Origin of the sequence: Bradyrhizobium sp. CCBAU 21365, assembly GCF_015291305.1 — a bacterium.
Lineage (GTDB): Bacteria > Pseudomonadota > Alphaproteobacteria > Rhizobiales > Xanthobacteraceae > Bradyrhizobium > Bradyrhizobium elkanii.
The window spans coordinates 2,076,644-2,098,836 of record NZ_CP030036.1 but is presented as its reverse complement, the minus strand read 5'-3'; the positions used below and the strand labels follow the sequence as shown (position 1 = coordinate 2,098,836).

General features: G+C 58.4%; 16 protein-coding genes and 3 pseudogenes. 4 read left to right on the top strand and 15 right to left on the bottom strand.

Going from position 1 to position 22,193, the window contains the following annotated elements; genetic code table 11:
* Window positions 1–117: 117 nt before the first annotated feature.
* The 13 genes and pseudogenes from XI02_RS09895 to XI02_RS45195 form a co-directional block, all read right to left on the bottom strand.
* Window positions 118–408, bottom strand: a complete 291-nt coding sequence (locus XI02_RS09895; RefSeq protein ID WP_026192295.1) for a HypC/HybG/HupF family hydrogenase formation chaperone — start codon at window positions 406–408, stop codon at window positions 118–120.
* 16 nt (window positions 409–424) lie between these two features.
* Window positions 425–1,006: a HyaD/HybD family hydrogenase maturation endopeptidase gene (locus XI02_RS09890; RefSeq protein WP_016846840.1), complete on the bottom strand. Its 582-nt coding sequence runs from the start codon at window positions 1,004–1,006 to the stop codon at window positions 425–427.
* Window positions 1,007–1,017: 11 nt separating this feature from the next.
* A complete protein-coding gene (gene cybH / locus XI02_RS09885) occupies window positions 1,018–1,737 on the bottom strand; it encodes a Ni/Fe-hydrogenase, b-type cytochrome subunit (protein ID WP_016846839.1) in 720 nt (239 codons plus the stop codon).
* A 4-nt stretch (window positions 1,738–1,741) separates the two neighbouring features.
* Complete coding sequence (locus XI02_RS09880) at window positions 1,742–3,532, bottom strand: nickel-dependent hydrogenase large subunit (RefSeq protein WP_028344288.1); 1,791 nt, start codon at window positions 3,530–3,532, stop codon at window positions 1,742–1,744.
* An 11-nt stretch (window positions 3,533–3,543) separates the two neighbouring features.
* A complete protein-coding gene (locus XI02_RS09875) occupies window positions 3,544–4,644 on the bottom strand; it encodes a hydrogenase small subunit (protein ID WP_028344289.1) in 1,101 nt (366 codons plus the stop codon).
* 846 nt (window positions 4,645–5,490) lie between these two features.
* Window positions 5,491–6,753, bottom strand: a complete 1,263-nt coding sequence (locus XI02_RS09870; protein WP_016846836.1) for a serine hydrolase — start codon at window positions 6,751–6,753, stop codon at window positions 5,491–5,493.
* 114 nt (window positions 6,754–6,867) lie between these two features.
* The gene (locus XI02_RS09865) at window positions 6,868–7,554 is read right to left on the bottom strand and encodes a molybdenum ABC transporter permease (protein ID WP_016846835.1); all 687 of its coding nucleotides are present in this window, start codon (window positions 7,552–7,554) and stop codon (window positions 6,868–6,870) included.
* Window positions 7,555–8,200: 646 nt separating this feature from the next.
* A pseudogene (locus XI02_RS09860) lies at window positions 8,201–8,848 on the bottom strand (flavin reductase family protein); the annotation flags it as partial.
* Between the two features lie 3 nt (window positions 8,849–8,851).
* Window positions 8,852–9,791 (bottom strand): IS630 family transposase gene (locus XI02_RS09855; protein WP_370143840.1). Its coding sequence is split into 2 segments (ribosomal slippage): window positions 8,852–9,454 and window positions 9,456–9,791, totalling 939 coding nucleotides; the frame shifts between segments, so codons are not numbered across the junction.
* Window positions 9,792–9,870: 79 nt separating this feature from the next.
* Window positions 9,871–10,227: pseudogene (locus XI02_RS09850) on the bottom strand (FAD-binding oxidoreductase); the annotation flags it as partial.
* A gap of 11 nt (window positions 10,228–10,238) precedes the next feature.
* Window positions 10,239–10,991 (bottom strand): GntR family transcriptional regulator, encoded by a 753-nt coding sequence (locus XI02_RS09845; RefSeq protein ID WP_016839803.1) that lies wholly within the window; start codon window positions 10,989–10,991, stop codon window positions 10,239–10,241.
* A gap of 3 nt (window positions 10,992–10,994) precedes the next feature.
* Window positions 10,995–12,044, bottom strand: coding sequence for an aromatic ring-hydroxylating dioxygenase subunit alpha (locus tag XI02_RS09840; RefSeq protein ID WP_016839802.1), 1,050 nt, complete (start codon window positions 12,042–12,044; stop codon window positions 10,995–10,997).
* A gap of 238 nt (window positions 12,045–12,282) precedes the next feature.
* Window positions 12,283–12,554 (bottom strand): annotated as a pseudogene (locus XI02_RS45195) (helix-turn-helix transcriptional regulator).
* Between the two features lie 955 nt (window positions 12,555–13,509).
* Here XI02_RS45195 and XI02_RS09835 point away from each other — a divergent pair.
* Entirely contained in the window at window positions 13,510–14,826 is a 1,317-nt protein-coding gene (locus XI02_RS09835; RefSeq protein WP_016839801.1) for a dicarboxylate/amino acid:cation symporter, read from the top strand.
* A gap of 195 nt (window positions 14,827–15,021) precedes the next feature.
* Here XI02_RS09835 and XI02_RS09830 read toward each other — a convergent pair whose 3' ends face one another.
* Window positions 15,022–15,267 (bottom strand): hypothetical protein, encoded by a 246-nt coding sequence (locus tag XI02_RS09830; RefSeq protein WP_125459344.1) that lies wholly within the window; start codon window positions 15,265–15,267, stop codon window positions 15,022–15,024.
* A 346-nt stretch (window positions 15,268–15,613) separates the two neighbouring features.
* Between XI02_RS09830 and XI02_RS09825 the strand changes: the two genes are divergently transcribed.
* From XI02_RS09825 to XI02_RS09815, 3 genes are read left to right on the top strand one after another with little or no spacing between them, the layout of a single operon-like run.
* The gene (locus tag XI02_RS09825) at window positions 15,614–18,286 is read left to right on the top strand and encodes a PAS domain S-box protein (RefSeq protein ID WP_016839799.1); all 2,673 of its coding nucleotides are present in this window, start codon (window positions 15,614–15,616) and stop codon (window positions 18,284–18,286) included.
* Entirely contained in the window at window positions 18,283–18,960 is a 678-nt protein-coding gene (locus XI02_RS09820; RefSeq protein ID WP_018269894.1) for a response regulator transcription factor, read from the top strand. Before XI02_RS09825 ends, XI02_RS09820 begins: the two co-directional genes overlap by 4 nt.
* A gap of 46 nt (window positions 18,961–19,006) precedes the next feature.
* A complete protein-coding gene (locus XI02_RS09815) occupies window positions 19,007–19,441 on the top strand; it encodes a response regulator transcription factor (protein WP_050999497.1) in 435 nt (144 codons plus the stop codon).
* A 150-nt stretch (window positions 19,442–19,591) separates the two neighbouring features.
* Here the strand turns inward: XI02_RS09815 and glmS are convergent, their stop codons facing one another.
* A complete protein-coding gene (gene glmS / locus XI02_RS09810; protein WP_028344267.1) occupies window positions 19,592–21,418 on the bottom strand; it encodes a glutamine--fructose-6-phosphate transaminase (isomerizing) in 1,827 nt (608 codons plus the stop codon).
* Window positions 21,419–22,193: the final 775 nt, after the last annotated feature.

The following is a 22,193-nucleotide window of genomic DNA, read 5'->3' as shown; positions in this document are numbered from 1 at the left end:
CGTGCGCGCCCGGATCAGCAGGTGTAAGCGCTTGACATCTGCTGTGCATAGGTTGCCTACGATGCAGATTCGATTTGCGAGCAAGGCGCGGTAGCGCGATGTCTGTGCGCGGCGCCGCTACCGCAGGTGGTCGGGCAATTGCGGCTCACGACCGATCAAATCCGCAAAGAAGCGATCGCAGTCCTCGCCACTGAGGCCGGCCTCGAGCCCGTCGAGTGCTTCCGAGATCCGCCTTGCTTCGTCCTCCTCCAAGAGCCGCACCGCTGTGTCGATATGGACGAGGACCTTGGCGCCGACCGACGCGCCGGAGAGCAGCATGACTGAGACACGCCGCTGTTCATCGCCATACTCGCATAGCGCCGTGATGCCGTCGGTCTCAACAATCGTCATTGGTAAGCCAAGGCACATGAATAGCCGCGGGCCGCTAGATCGGCCGCTCCCTTTCATAATTGACATGGTCGATATTGTTCCCCAACAGCCGTTCTGATACAGGCAGCGGCGAAGCCCGCAGTTTCGCCGGCGAGCCCCACTGGGCCAGCAGTTTGCAAGCCAGTTCAATCGCGGGCGCGATCTGAAAGCGCACCGGTGCAGTCAGCGGACCGCCCCAACGCTCCAGGTCCAGCGGCTGACAGCCGATCAGAGCGAGCTCTCGCGGGCAGCGGTCAAGCAGGTCGGCTGCACTCAAGACCTCTTGAAAGCCGGTCTGATGCAGACTCAGCTTCTTGGCAGCGGTAAATTTCGGCACCTCGTCATTCCGCACAAGCATCAACTTCCCGGGCGAAAGTCCATAGTCGATGGCATCGAACACGATCAGGCAATCGGCCTGCTCAAGGAAGCTGACAAGGTAGAGCCCCTGCGTGCCACCATCGAGGATGGAGACGTTGTCATCGATGGTGTAGCGACGATGAAACTCCTCTACCACTCGCACGCCGAATCCCTCGTCGGCCCATAGGATATTGCCGATGCCGAGCACCAGGATCCTTTTCTTGCTCTCCGGAGTCAGCATCCGCTTCCCAGTCAATCGCGGAACTGACGCTGACCCGAAATCATCGAGGAGATGCTCCGCCCCGACATGATGTCTTCCCGGATCACCGCGTAGATGTGAACCAGCGCAAAGGTCACGACGATCCACAGCCCGAGATGATGCCACGTATGGACGTCCTGACTGTTAGGCCAGATTGCAAATACCCAGCCGAACAGCTTGTACTGCCAGCTGTCACGGCCCGCACCCTGTCCATAAAGTGCAAAGCCTGTGACGATCATGAACGTGATCGTCTGCGTGAACATAAAGAACATCGCAAGTTGAGCCAGCCGATTGTGCCCGACGCGCCTGTCGGGCTCAACTGCGAGAAACGCGTACCAGCGCATCTCATCGTACACTTCGCGCCAAATGCAGCTGCGCCAGAGCGGCACGCGAAATATTTGCATGGCATGCGGGTTTCCCATCAGGGCCCAGTAGATGCGCAGCAGGAAGCCGACGCCAAGCACATATCCCGCAGAGAAATGCGCAAAGCGGATATAGCCGAACAAGAAATTGCCGCTAGCCTCTCCCGGCGTCGCCGGTGTCCCGGTTCCAATGAGATAGCCGGTTACGCCCAGCACCAGAATGGCCGCCGCATTGACCCAATGCCACAGTCGCACCGGCGCTTCATAGACGTAAGCGGCGCCACCGCCGCCGCCGCTAACAGTTGGCGGCGCATCGACGGCGGTAGGGTTTTGCGGAGCCTTGTCGGCCATGTCCCTACCGAACATTGACTGAAGCCATTTCTTGGCCGTCAGGACTGATCACATGGGTTGAGCAGGCCAAGCACGGATCAAAGGAATGGATCGTACGCAAGATCTCCAGGGGCCGCTGCGGGTCCGCGATCGGGGTACCGATCAGCGAAGCTTCAAAGGCGCCAATATTGCCCTTGGAATCGCGAGGAGACCCGTTCCACGTGGTCGGCACGACACATTGGTAATTGTCGATCTTGGTGTCCTTGATCTTGATCCAGTGCCCGAGCGCGCCGCGCGGCGCCTCAGTGAAACCGTAGCCCTTGGCCTCGTTAGGCCAGCTTTCCGGCTTCCACTTGCTGACGTTGGCGGTCGCGCTATTGCCGGCCTTGATGTGGACGACCAGCTTGTCCTGAAAATAACGCATCTGATGTGCCGCCCACTGGCATTCGAGTGCCCGCGTCGCAGTACGGCCAAATGTCGAAAACAGCGCGCTCAGGGGAAGATTGAGCCCCTTGAGCAGTCTGTTGGTCGGCTCCTTGAATTCGGCTTTGCCTTGCGCATAACCGATGATGTATCGCGCCAATGGTCCGACCTCGACGGCGTGGCCGCGCCAGCGCGGCGCTTTGATCCAGGAATACTTGCCGCCTTCGTCGAGCTCCTTGATATCTGTTCTGCTGCCTTTGACCTTTGCCCCCAGCTCAAAGTTCGGCTCGGTGATGCCCTCCCAGGGATGCAGTCCGCTGAACTCGCTCGGGTATTTATACCATGAATGCGCGACGAATTCCTGGATCTGCTCGGGATCGCCATGGTCGATCGGCAAAATCTCCTCAAGATTGCCGCCAAGAATGACACCGCGCGGCAGCTTGAGACTTTTCGCGGAACAGTCGTTAGCGTTTTCAGGGATGTCGCCGTAGGACATCACGCTTTTGCTGGAAAGTCCGCCGCCATGCAGCCAGTCTTTATAGAACGAGCCGATCGCCGCAATGTCGGGCAGGTAGACCTGCTCGACAAACTCGATTGAACGGTCGATGACCGAGGACACCAGGTTAAGCCGCTCCATATTGATCGCACCGGCCGCACCAGTTCCATCGATATTGATCGCGCAGGCCACGCCGCCGACCAGCCAGTTCGGATGCGGGTTCTTGCCGCCATAGACTGCTTGGATCTTGACGATCTCCTTCTGGAAGTCGAGCGCCTCCAAATAATGCGCCACGGTGATCAAGTTCACCTCAGGTGGCAGCTTGTATGCCGGATGACCCCAATAGCCGTTCTTGAACGGACCGGGCTGCCCTGATCCGAAGAATTTGGTGAGCCTGATCTGCAGGTCCTTGAAATAACCAGGGGACGAAAGCGGCCAGGGCGAGATAGACTGCGCCAGCGCCGAAGTGGACTTGGGATCGGCCTTGAGCGCAGAGATGACGTCGACCCAATCCAGCGCGTGCAGATGATAAAAATGCACGAGATGATCATGCACAAGCAGGCAAAGCTGCATGATGTTGCGGATCGAGTTCGCATTTTCCGGAATGGTGATCCCTAGCGCGTTTTCAACGGCACGCACCGAGGTGAGCGCATGGGTGCCGGTGCAGACACCGCAAATCCGCTCGGTGAACGCCCAGGCGTCGCGCGGATCCCGCCCGCGCAGAATGACTTCGATTCCACGCCACATCGTCCCGCTCGAGACCGCATTGCGGACCACGTTGTCCGCATCGAGGTTGGCTTCGACGCGCAGGTGGCCCTCGATCCTGGTCAGCGGATCGATCACAATTCGCTTGCCGGAACGATCGAGGTTGAACCCATTCGGAGTCTGGACCACCACCGTCGCCCCCTTTAAGTCGGCTTATCTTTGCGAACTGCGCGATCCGGCTTGTGGGTCAATCGCTTCACGGCCGTGATCGCCGCATGTGCGGCGACGGTCAGCCCAACCGCGCCGGCAGCGGCCATGCCGATCTGATCGGCGTTCTTCTCGATGCCGAACTGCTGGATGGTCGTGAGCCGATCGTAAAACGAACCTTTGTCCCAAAAGCCGTCTTCGGAGCAGCCGAAGCAGCCGTGGCCTGATTGAATGGGGAATGAAACGCCGCCGTTCCAGCGAAGGGCAGAACAGGCATTGTAGGTGGTCGGCCCTTTGCATCCCATCTTGTACAGGCAGTAGCCCTTGCGGGCGCACTCATCGTCCCACGCCTCGACAAATTGGCCGGCGTCGAAATGCGAACGTCGATAGCACTTGTCGTGGATGCGCTCGGAATAAAACATCTTTGGGCGTCCTTGGCGATCGAGCTCAGGAAGCCTTCCGAACGTGGTGATGAAGGTCACTAGGCCGGTCATGACCTCTGCGATGGGGGGACACCCGGGAACCTTGACGATCGGCTTGTCGGTGATCACCTTATCGATCGGTACAGCGCCGGTCGGATTGGGCTTGGCCGCTTGCACGCAGCCCCAGGATGCGCAGGTCCCCCAGGCAATGACCGCCATGGATGATTCCGCCATCCACCTGAGCCTCTCGACGAACGGCTTGCCGCCGTCAATGCAGAACATGCCCCCCTCATTCAGCGGCGGGTTGCCTTCGACGGCAAGCACATATCTGCCTTTGTACCTGAGACGGGCTTCCTCGAGGATGGCTTCAGCCTGGTGACCTGCCGCGGCCATGATCATATCGTCGTAGTCGAGCGAAATCATCGACAACAGGACGTCTTTAATTAGCGGATGGGCCGAGCGGATAAAGCTTTCCGAGCAGCAGGTACACTCGAGCCCGTGCAGCCAGATGACGGGCATACGCGGTTTGGTCTCTAGGGCATTGGCAATCCTGCTTGCGGCGAGCGGGCCGAGTCCGAAGCTCGAGGCCGTCAAACTGCAAAACTTGTGGAAACTGCGACGCGTGATACCTTGGCGTCTGATCACGCTGTAGAAGGTTTCCGTTGCCCCACTCATGAACCCCTTCCAAGTTTCTCGTCGGCCCTGACGAATTGCTCACATTCAGCAGCAAAAAATGGGCCACCGCCCGGCAAACATCTGACGGTTACCAAGCCGCCACTCCGTGATTTGCAGTGGGATCGGCGAGCTAAGCGCAAGCTGCGCAACTGAGCGCGCTCACCGTGCCAATGGTGTCCGGTTTTGACCGTCGATGTCAGAACTCCAACAATGCAGCACAATGGCTCGTCCCTCGCGGCCAATGCGTTATACTCGCTCTTTAAGCACGGTCCCGACACCGGCCGACACGGCAATTGCCGCAGTTCACGCGGCACCGCACTGCTCACCGATTTCAATGGGACTTGTTCGCCATTCTCAGATGCAATGGAGGCCGCGATCGTCGCAACTGCGCAACGACACCAAAGTGGCAGTCACCAACAACCCGAACCGGCGACCAAGAACGGCGCGATAGCGAGCCCTCCGCGCCGCAGTACACCGCCTTCACCTTTCAGGGCGGATCGATCCAATCTGCCTTGGGTCAATGACGCGCGGTACCAAGCCCGCCGGGATTGCGGGCGCAAGGCTGGGCGCGTTTGAGAGCTTTCATCCAGAAACGTTCATCGTTCATCGCGCGAGCCAAGCGTTAGCGAGGCGATGGCTTGGCGCATCACGAAACCACACCTTTCTCCGGTGAGCTTCGCAGCGATGGCAGAGGCGATCTCGCCGTTTCCATGTACTGGGTCCGATTCGCGCAACGCGGATAGCAGACGACGGTGTGGTATTTTTAGTTTGACGTCGATCCGCAGCAGCAAACATCACTTGCTGATCATCCAATCTGTTCATCGCGCTTTGCCGGCGGCAAGCGAGCTAGCGAACTATGCCGGCATAGACGATATTCTGGACTTGCTCGCGGTAGTACTTGCGGATCTCTCCGGGCGCAGCCGTTCCAACCACCACGACCAGGCGCTCCTTTGGATCACAGAAAAATTGTGTTCCGTAAGCGCCGGTCCAGGTGAACTCACCTGGATTGCCTGGAACGGCCGAGAGACCCTCGCTTATGCGTACAGCCACTCCGAGCCCGAACCCAAAGCCGGCACGGTGCGGCTCCACATTAGCGACCTTGTTTTTGATCTCTGGCCCAAGGTGGTTGGAGATCATGTGATGCACCGTCCTGGGACCGAGAATGCGCTGGCCATCGAGTTCCCCGCCGTTTAGCAGCATTTGCCCAAAGCGAACATAATCACCAACTGTCGCGAATGCACAGGCTCCCCCGCAGTCAAACTTCGTCGGACTTTCGAGGAGCTCGATGCCCTGTGGCTTTCCCGTCAGTGGGTCGTCTTTAAATGGACGCGCGAGCCGCTCGCGTTGCGATCCCGACAAATGGAAAGTGGCATCCAGCATTCCGATCGGCTTCCACAGGTTGCTGGAAAGATACTCGCCTAGTGGCTGCTCGCTAACCTGTTCCACGACAGCGCCAAGCACGTCGGTCGAGAAGCCGTATTCGAATTCCGTTCCCGGTTGGTGCGCCAACGGCAGCTTGGTAATGCCTTCGATGAAAGCCTTCTTATCGCCCTTGACCGGTGGCGCTGCGAAATCCGGATAGAGACGCGCCACTTGGTCTGAGCTGTCCGGCGGCGCGCCATAGGTGAGACCTGATGTGTGGCGATAAAGGTCGTGGACGTAGATCGGGGAACTCTGCGCTTCGAATTTTAACGAACCGTCAGGCTGCGATACTCCCACTTTCATGTTTGCAAATTCGGGATAGTAATCCGTAAGTCTGGCCCTCAGAGGCAGGCGACCTTGTTCCATGAGGGTAAGCCCAGCAACCGCCACCATCGGTTTGGTCATAGACGCGAGCGCGAACATCGCATCGAGCCTCATCGAGGTTCCTTTTTCAGGATCGAGTTGCCCGTACGCCTTGTAGTGAATGAGCTTGCCGTCTCTGGCGATTGCAACCACTGCGCCCGGCACGCGCTTGGCTGCGATCTCGCTAGCAAAGAACTCGTCCAGTTTGGCAAGGCGCTGCTTGGAAACTCCGACGTCATCGGCCCTCGCCTCGGGCAAAGGCGCGGAGTGTGCTGAATTGAAGCTGATACCAGCGGCCGCCGCGGCTGCAACGAGCTTATTCATTGTGTCCTCGTTAAGAATGGACGGATCTGACTTGCAATACTGCTGCTCGGTTATGACCGGCCAGCTTGGCCAGTACGCCGAAGATGCTTCGATCCGGCTTAGTGCGCCTGCCCCTCACGTGCCTCTCCTGGCACATCGTTTGTCGATGAGAGTCAAAGTGAACATGACCGCAAAGGCGAACATTACCATACCGCCGGCAACCCAACCTGCCTCGCGCCAGCGCGATGCTTGGACGTAGTCAATGACATAAGCTGACAACACTTTGGTGCGCCCGGGAATGTTGCCTCCGATCATCATCACGACACCGAATGTGCCGATCGTATGAGCAAAGCCAACCAAACCAGCCTTGAGGAACTCCAGCCGTGCCAGCGGCAGGCCGACGGTAATGAAGGCGAACAACGCAGAAACGCGCTGACTCGCCACAACTTCCTGCGGGTGGTTACCCATCGCAACAAAGGCGCTACGGATAGGCTGCACCACCAAAGGGAGCGCCGAGAGGACCGATCCGACCACGATTCCCGCAAAGGTAAAGGCGAGCGTGTGCTCGCCCCAGAAAGAGGCGAGAAGCCCACCTGGTCCGTTCGGGCCGAGCAGGACGAGTACGCAGAAACCGAGCGCCGTGGGTGGCAGCACAAGCGGCAGCGCGACCATTGTCGCCACCGCCTCGCTCAAAACCGTTTTTGACCGTGCCAACCACCACGCGAGCGGCGCGCCAATCACCAGCAGGATCATTGTCGTCACGCTGGCGAGCTCGACCGTGAGCGCAACGGATTGCCAGATTTCTGGCGAAAGGGCATCCATGTGCGTCAGCCCACCGGCGAGAGCACGTCGCCATACCGGCGCAGCGATCGCGTCGTTTCTGCGAGCAAATGCAGAATCGCAAGGCTCATCGGAAACTCCTGTGACAGGGCAGCTTCGACCGGCCTGACGGCGGCCGCTTCTCAGCTCGCCATCCAGCAATCCCCGTGCCGCTTGCGAAATGTGGTGGGCTCTGTGTCCAGCGTGAGAAAAACGCGCATAACTGCCAGAGATACTGCGGGGTGAACCTAACGCGCTGTCAAGTTTCCGGCATCTTTGTTCTCAAGCAGACAGCGACGGCAGAATGAGACGGCAGAGCGGCCGCCCGAGATGCGCATCCGCAATGTCTCGATGCAAATCCTGACGTGGATGCTGCTTCGACATGTTGGTTGTTTGTTGGTGTCGCTCAAGGGCCGGCGTGTATAAGCGCAGAACTCCCGTCACAGCCCCATTGCGAGAATGGACGAGACCGGCTCTCGGAGTTCATTCCGTGCTCAACTTTCGCCTTGTCGAGGAGAAAGACGGGCCGCGGACCGCCATCCGGCAATCATGCGCCACTGTTCTGTGAACGTAACAAACCATAAGCATACGTTAGTTGCCGAGTTCTGAGGCAACGATCTGCTACCTAAAACAAGGAGTCGCAGTGAACCTATAGCGCGTCCGGTCGGTGCAGTATATCGACGGTGATCATGCCGCGGGCGCGAGAAACACATGCACAGATCTTTTCGTTCGCGTGCTTTTGCTGCTCGCTGAAGAAAACGTCGCGGTGGTCAAGCTCACCGTCGATTTTGACGAGATCGATGGCGCAGACGCCGCACTCGCCGCGCCGGCAATCCGAAATCACCTCGTAACCGGCCCCATTGAGCACGTCCAGCAACGAGCGATCGCGCGGAATCTCGATCTCAATGGCCTGATCTGCAAGGCGCACCCGAAACCCCTCGGTCGGCAGTGAGCCGCTCGAACCGAAGGTCTCGTAACGTAGGTCGGATAGTGCGCGTCCTGCACCAGTCCAGGCCCGGCGCGCGGCATCGAGCATCCGGATCGGACCGCACAAGAGGGTCAAGGCGTCGCGCGGCAGCGAAGCGAACAAGTCATCCAAATTGAGCCTGCGCCCTTCGTTGCCCGCATGGACAATAAGCCGCTTGTTCAGCAGGGGAGCGAGAACATCCAAATAGATGGCTTGCTCACGAGAAGTAACGGCATAATGCAGAGTGAAGTCGGCATCGCGGCGCGCCAACGCCAAAGCTGCCCCGATCAGTGGCGTAATGCCGATGCCGCCCGCGATTAAAGCGTGATGGCATTAAGTTCGATAGCCTGAATTTTTGAGGTAGTTGGCACATTCCTCGGAGGTGAAGGCGTCGAGCGCGTGGCCGATAGCGGCGCAGACTGCGTCGACGGTTCGCGCGGCGGCGTTGCGAAGCAGGTGTTTGAGCTTGGCAAAGACCTGTTCAATCGGGTTCAGATCGGGCGAGTATTTTGGCAGGAAGAAGAGCTTGGCGCCGACCGAGCGGATGAGCTGGCGAACTACCTTGCTCCTGTGGCTGCCGAGGTTGTCCAAGATGACGATATCGCCGGGTCGAAGGACGGGCAGCAGAACCTTCTCGACATAGGTGCGAAAGCTCACGCCATCGATCGGCCCTTCGATGAACCATGGCGCATCGATCCGGTCATGGCGCAAGGCCGCCAGGAAGGTCATGGTCTTCCAGCGGCCGTGAGGAACCTTGGCGTGAAGTCTGTGTCCGCGCGGCGCCCATCCCCGCAAGGGCGCCATATCGGTCCTGGTCCAGGTCTCGTCGATGAAGACCAGCCGCTCAGCTTCGACGCGATCTTGATACTTTGTCCACTGGGCTCGTCGCCTCGCGACCTCGGGTCGATCGCGTTCGCCAGCCGCCACGCTTTTTTTTGAAGCTGAGCTTCTCGGCATGGACGAAGTCCCACACCGAGTGGTAATCGACCTTCAGGCCGCGACGGGCGAGCTCGGCAACGAGACCACGTATGGTGAAATCGCCGTCCCTGATCCGCTGCGACAGCCAGACTGCGTGGTCTCCCGAAACCGCCTTCGGCTTGTGACCGCCCATCTGGCCAGGCTCAACGCTGCCGGTCTCATCGACACGCTGCATCCAGCCGATGGCAGTGCTGATCGCCACCCCAAACTGCTTGGCGGCCCGATTGCGGGACATCCCGCCCTCAATCGCGGCTACGACACGGTTACGGAGATCCAGGGAATAAGGCTTGCCCATCCATGCCGGCCTCCTATCCAGCCAGCATGGTGAATCAGAAACACACTGATTTGGGAATCCCAAATCGATTCAACCTAAACCCATCCCGCTTTAGGCAGTAGTGCCGGCGCGCCCAGTCAATCGGCAGCAAAGAGGCCGGCAATGTAATGGTCAGTCGGGCGCCCGGCGCGAGCGACCACATGTACTGCGAGCCGCCGCGGGAGTCCTCCGCGCGCCGCACGGCGATACGATAGCCGGTTCGCTCGGGTTCGCCGACCAAGGAATAGGATCGCGTATCCGGGCGCCCATCGATAGTGACGGCGATATTGATATGGCTGCCGACCGGATAAGCCGCGCCATCAAAGTTTTCCGGTTTGATCAGGAACTCGCGGATCGAAGGTGTCAGATCGCGCGTCGCGACGAGCGTTGCGGGTGTCCAGCTTTCAATGAACCGCATGGAGATTTCCTTTAATCGCCTGCCATCCTGATGAGCGCCAGTCCTGGCAGCAGGTCAGAATGCGTCTTGTTCCTGAGCACCAGGCGCAGATTGCGCGCCGCCACTCGGGCGTGCTCGCGCATGATTGCCTCGGCCCGTGCGCCTTCGCGATTTTCGATTGCATCGATCACGACGCGATGTTGATCTTGTGCAATCAAGAGTGTGTGGCGCGCATCCGGCAGTGTCGATTGAGTCATCACAAAGCCGCTGGGCGAGGCGAATGGGAGCGCCGACGCGCGATCGACCTGCCGGATCAAGGGAGGACTGCGCGACAATTCGGTCAATAGCGCGTGAAAACGCGCATTGAGCGCGACGTAGGAGGAAAATGCCTCGACGGAGATTGGATCCTGCCGCACCAAGCCGTCGATCTCGTCAAGACATCCTTTTAGAGGCTCAAGATCGCGCGACGGAACGCCGCGCTCGGCGGCAAAGCGCGCGGCCAGCCCCTCCACCGTACCACGCAGTTCGATTGAATCCAGGACATCTCGCTCGGAGAATGCCTTCACCATGAAACCGCCAGAAGGGATCGCTTCCAGAAGTCCTTCCTCCTCCAGCCGAACCAATGCCATTCGCACCGGGGTGCGCGATGCGCCGGTCGTCTCCACAGCCTGCAACTCGGAGATCCGCTCGCCTGGCCGCAAGTCACCCGAAAGGATCAGGTCGCGCAAGCTGAGCTGGGCGCGTACTGTTTGCGAGACTGAACGATCGCTGTCGCGCTCGACCATGCTCTACTCCGCGGCCTGCTGACCTTGCGAGGGATTCTCGGCCTCGATCATGCGATCTATCAAGCGGCGAGCCCACATCGCGCCAGCATCGATGTTGAGATTATAGAAGACCCGGTCTGGATTTTCGTCGATTGCGCGCTGCTGCGCCTCGAGAATGACCTCGTCCTCGCGGAAGATGCCAGAAACGCCTTGACGGAGTTCGGTGGTCAGGCGCTGCTCGTTCAGGCGATAATTGCGCACGAAGGCCCAGAAATAATGGCAGCTCGTTTCCGTTTCGGGCGTAATGGTGTTGAGGACAATACCATTGACGCCGGCCGATCGGTTGCCTTCCGGCGCGCCTGTTCCGGCGGGCGCCACTCCGACGTCGATATTGATGGTGCACGGCGCCTCGAAACGAATGATTTGCCAGCGGTCCACCGGACCAGGTTTTTGCAATTGCTTGGCCCAGAACGGCGGGGCGCTAATCCCCTTCATCCAGCGCGTTACGGTAGCGGTCTTCTCACCATGGGTGACGTCAAACGGCGCTTCCGCGATGGCGTTATTGCCGATGCTGGCACCGTGCACAAACGTTTCATGCGTCAGGTCCATGAGGTTGTCGACAACCAGACGATAATCGCATTTCAGGTGAATGGTGTCACCGTCACCGGCCCAAGCGGAATCATCGTTCCAGTGCATATCCGGCACCAAGCGCGGGTTGGCCAGCGCCGGATCACCCATCCACAGCCAGACGAAGCGATCGCGCTCGACCACAGGATAGGCACGCACACAGGCGGAGGGGTTGATCGTCTCTTGCGAGGGCATGAAGGTGCAGCGGCCCTGCGCGTTGAATTTCAGCCCATGATAGCCGCAGACAACGCTGTCGCCCTCAAGACGCCCTTTTGAGAGCGGCACCAATCGATGCCAACAGGCGTCCTCCAGTGCCGCCACCTCCCCGTTGGCGCGCCGATACATCACAACGTGCTTGCCGCAGATCGTGCGCGGCAACAGCGCCTGCTTCACCTCTGCATCCCAAGCGGCCGCGTACCAGACATTCGTCGGAAAGCAATGGCTCATGTGCCGATTCCTCGCTTAGGGACACCGACTGTATACATAAATTTGAAAGGGGCCAAAAAAGTGACGAATATGCGGGCTTACAATGGAATTTCTGTATACAGTAATGGTCCCAAGCGGCTCGGTCGGGCTCCGCTTCGGTGAAGATTTTTTGCGACGCACCAAAACTGCTAGCGGATGAATCCAAGCTCGCCATCGTGCACACCCGCTGCATCTAGTCCCTGCACTGTCGCAGCCTCGGCTATCGGCGAGATTCCTGGCCTGCGAAGGGACGCCGGATTGGGGCTTCTTGGCCGGCAGCACAGTTCCCTTGCCGGGATCAGACGTCGACGTCTTGGTGCCGAGATCGGCCCATGCTCTCAAATCATCCAGTGCGTAGATGACGCGACCGCCGATCTTTCGATACGCTGGCCCCGTGCCATACGTGCGGTGCTTTTCGAGCGTGCGGCCGGATAGGCTAAGATAACGCGCAGCCTCCGGCGTACGCAGGAACCGGGTGGATGGATCTGACATCAAATAGGGCATTTGAGAGCTCCAGGTGAGAGGCCGGCCGCGAACGGCGGCACTATCGCGCCATCATCATGGAGAAGCGCGCTCCCTGGAGGGATACCGAATATCGATGAAGCGACTTTCGGCACCCCAAGTAGAAAGCGCTATTCGTGGTGGCAAAGCTCACTCCTATCTAGCGCTCGTCCATTATCTAGCGACCGTCCAGCCTACGACCTTGGACAATCATGGACATGGCAAGCTGATCGGGCGACCTTCACAATGCGGATGATGCGCAGAAATTCTGCCGAACCATCGGTCTTACCGGACCATACTGGAGCACATTCACCGCCATCCGATTGTCGTAACTCGATTCGAGCTCGCCCGTATATCTGCAGCAAGAATAAGTTGGTCTCGTGCTGCCTGGCAAAGAGTTCAGAGCAGAATGATCGAGTCGAGAACCCCATCGTAACGCTATCGGCTCGGCGAGCGCCGATGCCGATACGACCTCACATCGACCGGCCCTCTAGATGTCGCACGCTTCCATCGCCTGGATGCCTACGATCCAAACAATCAATTTTACCAATGTAACGTACTGTTGCATCAAGTCGCGCACTTGAAGGGTACTGATCACTCTAGGATTTCTATGCCAAGAGGTGCCTCGGGACACTTGCCAGCAAAAGGCGGCATGACGCTGAGCAACGCCTTCTCGATCGACCTCACAAATGCCGTTCGAAGATTCAAAGACCCGTCAGAAGACAGGTGCTTATCCGATGGCGACTCGATCGACTGCAGGTTGGCTCTGGTGCGGATCTTGCTTGACGAAAAACGATAACGTAACTGAACGCCTGCCTTTGGAATGACGCGCCGGCTCCCGGAATCGTCTTCAATCGGACACGGCTAAAATGACAGCCTCGAATGATGCCGTCGCCTCTGAACGACGCAGCGGCTCGCATTCGAGTGTATTCGGGAAGGAAGCGTCATGACCACCATGGCAACTGCGGCGCCCGCGCGCGCGTCGCAGACTTGGTATAAAATTCTCTACGTTCAGGTGTTGATCGCGATCGTGATTGGCGCCATCGTCGGCTGGCTATGGCCGTCGGTCGCGACCAACGACTGGGTCAAGGCGCTTGGTGATGGCTTCATCAAGCTGATCAAGATGGTGATCGCACCGATCATCTTCTGCACCGTCGCATCCGGGATCGCACATATCCAGGATGCAAAGAAAGTCGGGCGCGTCGGCGTTAAAGCGCTGGTCTATTTCGAGATCGTATCGAGCTTTGCCTTGGTGTTGGGCCTTGTCATGGGCAATCTGGTCCAAATCGGCCATGGTCTTGCGGTCAAACCGGACGCTGCGGCGGTCGCCAACTATGTCAAGCAGGCGGAAGCCTCGAAGACCGTCGATTTTTTTCTCAATATCATTCCCGATACGGTGGTCGGCGCCCTCGCCCGCGGCGATGTTCTGCAAGTGCTCCTGTTCGCGATTCTGTTTGGCTTTTCGCTGATGGCGCTGGGCGAGCGTGGAGAACGACTGCGCGGCATGATTGACGACGTCGCGCACGCAGTGTTCGGCGTGATTGCCATCATCATGAAAGCCGCCCCGATCGGCGCGTTCGGCGCGATGGCCTTCACAATCGGCAAGTTCGGGCCGGCGGCGCTCGGTAATCTGATCGGACTGATCGTACTGTTCTATGCGACGGCCGCGATATTTGTGGTCGTCGTGCTCGGCCTGATCGCGCGGATCGTCGGCTTTTCGATCTTCAAGTTCATTATCTATATTAAGGACGAGCTTCTGATCGTGCTTGGCACCTCGTCCTCGGAAAGCGCGCTGCCGCAATTGATGGAGAAGCTCGAGCGGCTGGGCTGCTCAAAGCCCGTGGTCGGCCTCGTGGTGCCAACCGGCTACTCCTTCAACCTCGACGGCACCAACATTTATATGACGCTTGCGACATTGTTCATTGCCCAGGCACTCGGGGTCGATCTGACCTTTGGCCAGCAGCTCACGATCTTGCTCGTGGCAATGCTGACCTCGAAGGGAGCAAGCGGCGTCACCGGCGCAGGCTTCATTACACTCGCCGCGACATTGTCGGTGGTCAACCCGGCATTGGTGCCGGGCATGGCGATCGTATTTTCGATCGACAAGTTCATGAGCGAGGTGCGAGCCCTTACCAACATCACTGGCAATGGCATCGCCGCTGTGTTCGTGTCCTGGTGGGAAGGCGAGCTCGACGACGCGACCCTACATGCCCGGCTCGAGCAGCCCACCGCCGGTGCCGATACACGAAGCTCAAGGATATAGGCTCCAGGTCCTGTCCGTGATTTCAAGGCACGCTCGAACTGAGCGTAGCCAACTCCGAATTTTTCGCAGTTCAAATCGGCACAGCCGAATGAACTGCGAGCCGGAGTTCTTCTCGCGGAATCTGCGGGTCGTACCACGACTCGGTGTCGTGCCCCAAAGCGATCCAGATGACGGCGTAAGGTCGGCCGGGACAGACTATACGATTCCGACCGAACCTGGCCGGGCCTGACGGGCAAAGTTACTGGATCTATCCATGAAACGGCTTGGCGCGTGGCCAGCGAACTGGCCTCGTCCACCGATGCTGCGGCAGTGATGACTCGTGAACCAGATCGGCACCTTCACCAGGTCGAGATGGATCGCATTGAGCAAACTCACGGTGCTCCACTGCTTGTCGGCGCTCTTTAGATATTCAACGACGGGCGTCTCATTGTTCAGCGTCACGTCCTGGCAGACCCGCGGCTCGCAGCTACCCCGCCGCTGGACGTGCCTTGGCCGCATACAGTTGTGCTCGGCCGCGGCCTCCACAGCCGCGCGCGCCTGCCAAAGGGCTATCGCAGTGAAAGAAAACAGACATCTGAGCCTCGATTGTACGCACGTCGGCGCGCCATTTGGAAAGGTTTAGAACAACTATACCTACGTTTGTAATGCGCGTTTCTTCGGCACGTGCTGAGTTCAGCTGTAAGCAATTTACCCGGAACCGCTCTTGAGCGTGGAGCGGAAAGAATTGCCCCATTTTTGCCTAAAATGTTATAACTCTCCCGCCGGAGAAAGGCCGGACGGTCCAAGAATGTATAACCAGATCAATAACTTCAAACGTTCTGCCACGCAGTTTACTTTCGGCAGCATAACGCTGGCGGTGGTGACGCTAGCTTCCTTGTACCTTCAAACACATTTCGCTGCGACGGCGTTCGGCTATTTGCTGGTTATATTGCTGTTTTCATTGATCGGCAGCTTTATCGCCTCATCCGCGCTTTCGGTCTTAGCTATCGCTGCTTTGGCGTATTACTTTGCACCGCCGGCGTTTAGTCTGCGGATCGATGACCCTCAAGTTCTTCTGGTGGTTGTCGCATTCTTTACCGTCTCGATTGTCGGAACACACCTGATTGGAAAAATCCGCCAGGAAAGAGAGGCTGCGCATGAGACTGCGGCCGAACTCCGGCGCAGCACGGCCGATTTGAAGGACCGTGAAAAGCGGTGGCGCGCAATCTTTGAGCACAATCCGGCCATGTACGTCATGGTCGACGAAGCCGGTACCATCCTCAACGTCAATACGTTCGGCGCGACACACCTCGGCTATGCGCGCTCCGAACTCATCGGTCAATCCGTTCTGAGGCTCTTTCTGGAGGAGGATCGCGAGTTCGCACGCACATGCATTCGCAGATGCCTTGAAGATATCGGTCAATCGCAAACCTGGGACGCCCAAAAAGTCAGAAAAGACGGCGTGGTCCTGTGGGTGCGAGAAAATGCCAAAGCCATGCTTTGGGCCGATGACAAGCCGGTTGTCCTGATATCCTGCGAAGATATCACCGAAAAACGGCAGACGGAGCTTGCCCTACAGCGCAGCGAAGCCCATTTGGCTCAAGCGCAGGAGTTGAGCCACACAGGCAGCTTCGGCTGGAACTTCGCCACTGGCGAGGTTTTTTGGTCAAAAGAGCTTTTTCGAATTTTCCAGTTGGATCCGAAGACGATACCGAGCCCGCAACTCGTCGTCGAGCGCACGCACCCGGAAGATCGAGCTTCCGTCCAACAGACGATCGATCGAGCGATGCAAGACCCGCAGGAGTTCGAGCATGAATACCGATTGCTGCTACCGGACGGCTCGGTGAAGCACATCCGCGCGCGGGCGCGAGCGACGACAACCGCCTCTGGCGAAATCGAGTTTGTCGGGGCAGCGACGGATATCACAGTTACAAAGCAAGTAGAGCAGCAGCTACGCCGCAGCGAGGCCTATCTGGCCGAAGCCCAGCATCTCAGTCATACTGGCAGTTGGTCATGGGACGTCCACGGAGTCGATTTTGTGTATCGCTCCGCCGAAGTGAATCGTCTCTTCGGCTTCGACCCGCAAGAGACCGTGTCCATAGAGACTATTCGTTCGCGGATACATCCGGACGACCTGCCGCGGCTTCAGGACGTGCAGCGACTTGCGAGAGACGGCAAGCAAAACCGCTTCGAATATGATTTTCGAATTTTGCTCCCGGATGGCTCGATGAGGCACATACATTCTGTGGCCCATGTCGTGGTTGGCAGCGACGGCAATATCGGCGAGCTCATTGGGACACATATGGATGTCACTGAGCAATACGCGGCCAGAGAACGCCTGGAAAGCACACTTGCTGCGCTGCGCGAAAGCGAGCAGCGCTTTCGCGACTACGCTGAAACAGCTTCCGACTGGCTCTGGGAGACCGGGCCAGACCATAAAGTCACTCACTTATCGGAACATACCAGCGCTGCGGGAATCCTTGCCACAGGCCTCCTGGGTCTGCCGCGTTGGGACATTGCTTGCGACTTGGAAGACGAACCTGAGAAATGGCGGCAACATCGTGCAAGGCTAGAGGCACATCTGCCATTTCGTGATTTGGTCTATCGCACTGTCAACCGGATGGGATGTCCGATCTACGTCCGGACGAGCGGTAAGCCATTTTTTGACGTAAGCGGCAATTTTCTTGGCTACCGTGGCGTCAGCACCGACATCACCGCTATTATCCGCGCAGACCAGGCTGAACAAGAGCTGCGGAAGGCACAGGCGGAGCTCGCGCATGTGACGCGCGTGACGACGTTAGGAGAGCTGACCACCTCCATCGCCCACGAAATCAACCAGCCACTCGCCGCGATTATCAGCAACGCCGACGCGTGCCTAGGTTGGATGGGCCGCAAAACTCCTGATCTTTCCGCTGCGCGCTCATCCGTTGAATGGATAATCGAAGACGCAATCCGGGCAAGCGAGGTGATCCGTCGCGTTCGCGCGCTTGCGAAGAAGGGCGAGATCGAAATGCTTCCGCTCGACATCAATGACGTCGTTAAGGATGTCATTGCGCTGGTGAATCGTGAGCTGGTTAGCCACCAAGTGACACTGAAAACCGAGCTGACGGCAGCGCTGCCGGCGGTTCTGGGCGACCGGATTCAGCTGCAGCAGGTGATGATCAATCTGGTGATGAACGGGATCGAAGCTATGGACGCAGTTACGGACAGGACGCGCGAACTGGTGATCCAGTCATCTAGGGACGATATGGAACACGTGCGGCTTGCGGTGACTGATAATGGCGTCGGCATCTCGGAGAATGACGCCGATCGGGTGTTAGACCCCTTCTTCACGACAAAATCGAGCGGCCTTGGCATGGGCCTTTCGATCTGCCGCTCGATTGTGGAAGCTCACGGAGGGCGTCTTTCAATCGTCCACAGGCAGGGACCCGGAGCGAGCTTTCGGTTTGACCTGCCGTTGCACAAGGAGGTGGTGTCGTGAACGAACGCTCAAACTCCCAGCGCGAAGGCAGCAGAGCCGAGGCATCGGCAAATGCGATTGTCTTCATTGTCGAAGATGATGTCTCGATGCGTCGGTCGCTTACAAACCTTTTTCAATCCGTCGGCCTGGACGTCGTTGCATTCGGATCGGCCCGAGAAATGCTGCAGAGCAAACTTCCGGACGTCGTTAGCTGCCTGGTTCTTGATGTCCGGCTGCCCGGCTTGAGCGGCCTTGAGTTCCAGACTGAGCTAGCCAAGTCGAACATTCATATTCCCATCATCTTCATTACAGGCCATGGCGACATTCCCATGAGCGTCAGGGCCATGAAGGGTGGAGCGGTCGATTTTCTCACAAAACCGTTTCGCGATCAGGAACTACTGGACGCTGTGATCGCGGCGACCGAACGCGATCGCAAAAGACGGGCAGCCGAGCAGACCGTCGTGAATCTCAAGTCCCTATTTGAGACCCTCAGCCCGCGCGAGCAGGCGGTTATGAAACTAGTCGCTACCGGCTTGATGAACAAGCAGATAGCTGCCGAGCTGGGGCTCGCCGAGATTACGGTCAAGATCTATCGGGGACACGTGATGAAAAAGATGCGGGCCCGGTCGCTGGCGGATTTGATCAGGATGACTGAGACGCTGGGACTCCGTGCTAACCGTCCCGAACAAACCTAAGTATGATTTTACAATTTAACCGCGCAAGCCCACTTTTCGCCCAGGGATGGCTAATGCCTCGGCAGTCGCTAGTCCCGCGCCAGGAGGGCCTGTCTTGTCCACGCCTTTGATTTCTGTCGTTGATGACGACGCATCGGTCCGTGCGGCGACAGAGAACCTTTTGAAATCGCGTGGCTACGTCGTTCAAACGTTTGTGTCCGCCGAGGAGTTCTTGAGGTCGCCGCGGTTGAACGAAACCTCTTGTGTAATCACGGATGTGCAGATGCCGGTTATGAGCGGCTTGGACTTGCTCGCGGAAATGCGGACCCGTGGCTACGGTGTGCCATTCATTTTCATTACTGCCTTCCCCAACGACCGCGTGCGCGCCTCAGCCCTGAGCGCAGGAGCGGCTGGCTTTTTGGCCAAGCCCTTCGCCGGACATACGCTGATCGAGTATCTCGATGCCGCACTGGAGGAGAACGGCGGCGGCGGAGACACATGACGCGATCAGCCTGGCGCCGGACCGGAGCCATACCCAGATCGCAGTCTCCATAATCTCCGGCAGAACGCGGCGGCGAGCCAGACTATTATCTGTCATGTTCTTGTATCCGCAGAACTTCCGCGGGAGAGCACGTCGACGTTGCTGCGACGTCTATTCGACAGTGACCGATTTTGCAAGATTACGCGGCTGATCCACGTCCGTCCCCATAACCACGGCCGTATGATAGGCTAGCAGTTGCACCGCGATGGCATAAACCATGGGCGTAAAGCTTACAGCCATGTTTGGCAACACAATGGTCATGAGCGTATCCACCGTCGCGTCCGAAGCGCCCTTCGCATCGGTGATCAAAATAATGTTGCCGCCTCGAGCGGCGACTTCTTGCATGTTCGAGACCGTTTTCTCGAAGACGTCGTCGTAAGGCGCGATCACCACCACGGGCATAGTCTCATCGATTAATGCGATTGGTCCGTGCTTGAGCTCGCCGGCGGCATAACCTTCCGAGTGGATATAGGAGATTTCCTTCAACTTGAGCGCGCCTTCTAACGCCAGGGGCGCCGATGTGCCTCGGCCGAGATAGAGCACGTCGCTCGACTTTGCGATATCACGCGCGAGCTTCTCGATCTGTGGTTCGACCAACAGCGCCGCAGCAATCAGCCGCGGCACTTCGATAAGCTCGCGTACGAGCTTCGATTCATCGATCTCGGACAGCATGCCGCGCTCCTTGCCTGCTGCGACGGCAAGCGCCGCCATCACCGCCAGCTGGCAGACGAATGCCTTGGTGGAGGCGACGCCGATTTCTGGACCAGCCAGTGTCGGCAGCACGGATTCGCTCTCGCGTGCGATCGTTGACGTCGGGACGTTGACCACGGATATCGTGTGCAGGCCCTGGCTCTTGGCATAGCGCAACGCAGCCAGCGTGTCGGCGGTTTCCCCCGACTGCGAGATAACGATCGCGAGATCACCGTGGCGCAGAGGCGCCTCCCTGTAGCGGAACTCGGACGCAACATCGATTTCGACAGGCAGGCGCGCCAGCCGCTCGAACCAGTATTTGGCGATATAACCGGCATAACTTGCCGTGCCGCACGCCGTAATTGAGATGCGCTGAATGAAATTAAAGTCGAACGGTAGTGTGAGCGGCAGGGCTATGCGCTCGGCTGCCATATCGAGATAATGCGCCAATGTCTGCCCGACTGCTGTCGGCTGCTCGTGGATTTCCTTGGCCATGAAGTGGCGATAGTTCGCCTTGTCCACCAGGAGTGACGACACGCCAGACTTTGATGTTTCCCGATGCACGACAGCCCCGTCTTCGCCATAGATCATGCAGATCGTACGGGTAAGCACGGCCCAGTCGCCGTCTTCAAGATAGGTGATGGCATCAGTCAAGGGCGCGAGTGCGATCGCGTCCGATCCCAGATAAACTTCGCCGGTACCATGTCCGATCGCAAGGGGCGACCCCTTGCGCGCCCCGATCAAAAGATCCTCATGGCCTTTGAACAGGAATGCCAGAGCGAAAGCTCCGCGCAGTCGTGGCAGCGAGGCTTGTACCGCATCCCGCGGCGAGTAACCATTCTTGAGATACGATTCGACGAGATGCGCCACCACCTCGGTGTCGGTCTCTGAGCTGAAATGAGCTCCATTCCGCTCCAGTTCGGCCCGCAGTTCGCGGAAATTCTCAATGATCCCGTTATGAACGACCGCGACATTTTCCGTTGCGTGCGGGTGAGCATTGCTCTCGGTCGGTTTTCCATGCGTCGCCCAGCGAGTGTGACCAATACCGCTATGACCCGACGGCGGATAATCGCGCAGCCGCTCCTCAAGGTTTCTCAGCTTACCTTCAGCGCGCCGGCGCTCGATACGGAGACCTTCGAGCGTCGCGACGCCCGCGGAGTCATAGCCACGATATTCCAATCGTCTGAGCGAAGCGACCAATTGCCCAGCGACCGGACCACGTCCCAAGATGCCGACTATTCCACACATATCGATCAATGCAGCCCACGTTCAAGAAGCCAAATGTCCCCTAAAGGAGCATTTTCACGAATTTCGCGCGCCCGGTTGGGAATGGGTATCAAGTTCTGAATTTGATGCAGTTGCCTGTCACCGTCGCATTCACAGGCGTGAGTTCTATGTCTTTCAACCATCATCGCCTCGCCCAGCCACGCTCCGCCTCTGGTTGTCCGCTATCAAGTACAAACTGCGATGCGGCCGCGAATGGCGTGACTGCTTCGAGGTGGGCTCTATATGCAGGCGCGCTTGCGCGGCTTGGTGCGGCATCTAACCCCGGCACAAACAGATCCGTTGCTCGATGGCGACGATAACAACCGGCGTCGCAACAACCCCAATGCGAGGATATATCGCGCAGGGCGTCAGGCTTCATAGATTGAGGACATTTGAACCAGATCGACAGACCCGTTGTCTCACAGTAAAACGTCATGTCTTATTTGGCTCATCGTCGCTAATGAGCCATTCACGGCTCTTCAGCTCAAACTCCCGATGAACGCGCGGCGACGCGGCCGATCCGGTTAGCAGCTGGTGTGGGGGCACTGAGTCCCCGCACCTCACCGAGGGTATCCACGAGAGGCTTGCACCGGCCGCGCTCCATTGGACAGAAGGATGCAGCCTCACGGCACTCTCCACATGGCCGGGTGTCGGCGTGTTTACGCAGCCGCTCTAGGACGGCTTAAGACGCTCATCATACTCGGATGTAAGCTATACGATTGGCATCGAACACTCTATTGTACGGACGTAAGCTTTC

Excerpts from the sequence above, each read along its gene's own strand:
- XI02_RS09845 (WP_016839803.1), bottom strand. The coding sequence starts at position 10,991 with ATGGTCGAGCGCGACAGCGATCGTTCAGTCTCGCAAACAGTACGCGCC.
- XI02_RS09895 (WP_026192295.1), bottom strand. The coding sequence starts at position 408 with ATGTGCCTTGGCTTACCAATGACGATTGTTGAGACCGACGGCATCACG.
- XI02_RS09870 (WP_016846836.1), bottom strand. The coding sequence starts at position 6,753 with ATGAATAAGCTCGTTGCAGCCGCGGCGGCCGCTGGTATCAGCTTCAAT.
- cybH (WP_016846839.1), bottom strand. The coding sequence starts at position 1,737 with ATGGCCGACAAGGCTCCGCAAAACCCTACCGCCGTCGATGCGCCGCCA.
- XI02_RS09865 (WP_016846835.1), bottom strand. The coding sequence starts at position 7,554 with ATGGATGCCCTTTCGCCAGAAATCTGGCAATCCGTTGCGCTCACGGTC.
- XI02_RS09825 (WP_016839799.1), top strand. The coding sequence starts at position 15,614 with ATGTATAACCAGATCAATAACTTCAAACGTTCTGCCACGCAGTTTACT.
- XI02_RS09875 (WP_028344289.1), bottom strand. The coding sequence starts at position 4,644 with ATGAGTGGGGCAACGGAAACCTTCTACAGCGTGATCAGACGCCAAGGT.
- XI02_RS09840 (WP_016839802.1), bottom strand. The coding sequence starts at position 12,044 with ATGAGCCATTGCTTTCCGACGAATGTCTGGTACGCGGCCGCTTGGGAT.
- XI02_RS09815 (WP_050999497.1), top strand. The coding sequence starts at position 19,007 with ATGGCTAATGCCTCGGCAGTCGCTAGTCCCGCGCCAGGAGGGCCTGTC.
- XI02_RS09890 (WP_016846840.1), bottom strand. The coding sequence starts at position 1,006 with ATGCTGACTCCGGAGAGCAAGAAAAGGATCCTGGTGCTCGGCATCGGC.
- glmS (WP_028344267.1), bottom strand. The coding sequence starts at position 21,418 with ATGTGTGGAATAGTCGGCATCTTGGGACGTGGTCCGGTCGCTGGGCAA.
- XI02_RS09835 (WP_016839801.1), top strand. The coding sequence starts at position 13,510 with ATGACCACCATGGCAACTGCGGCGCCCGCGCGCGCGTCGCAGACTTGG.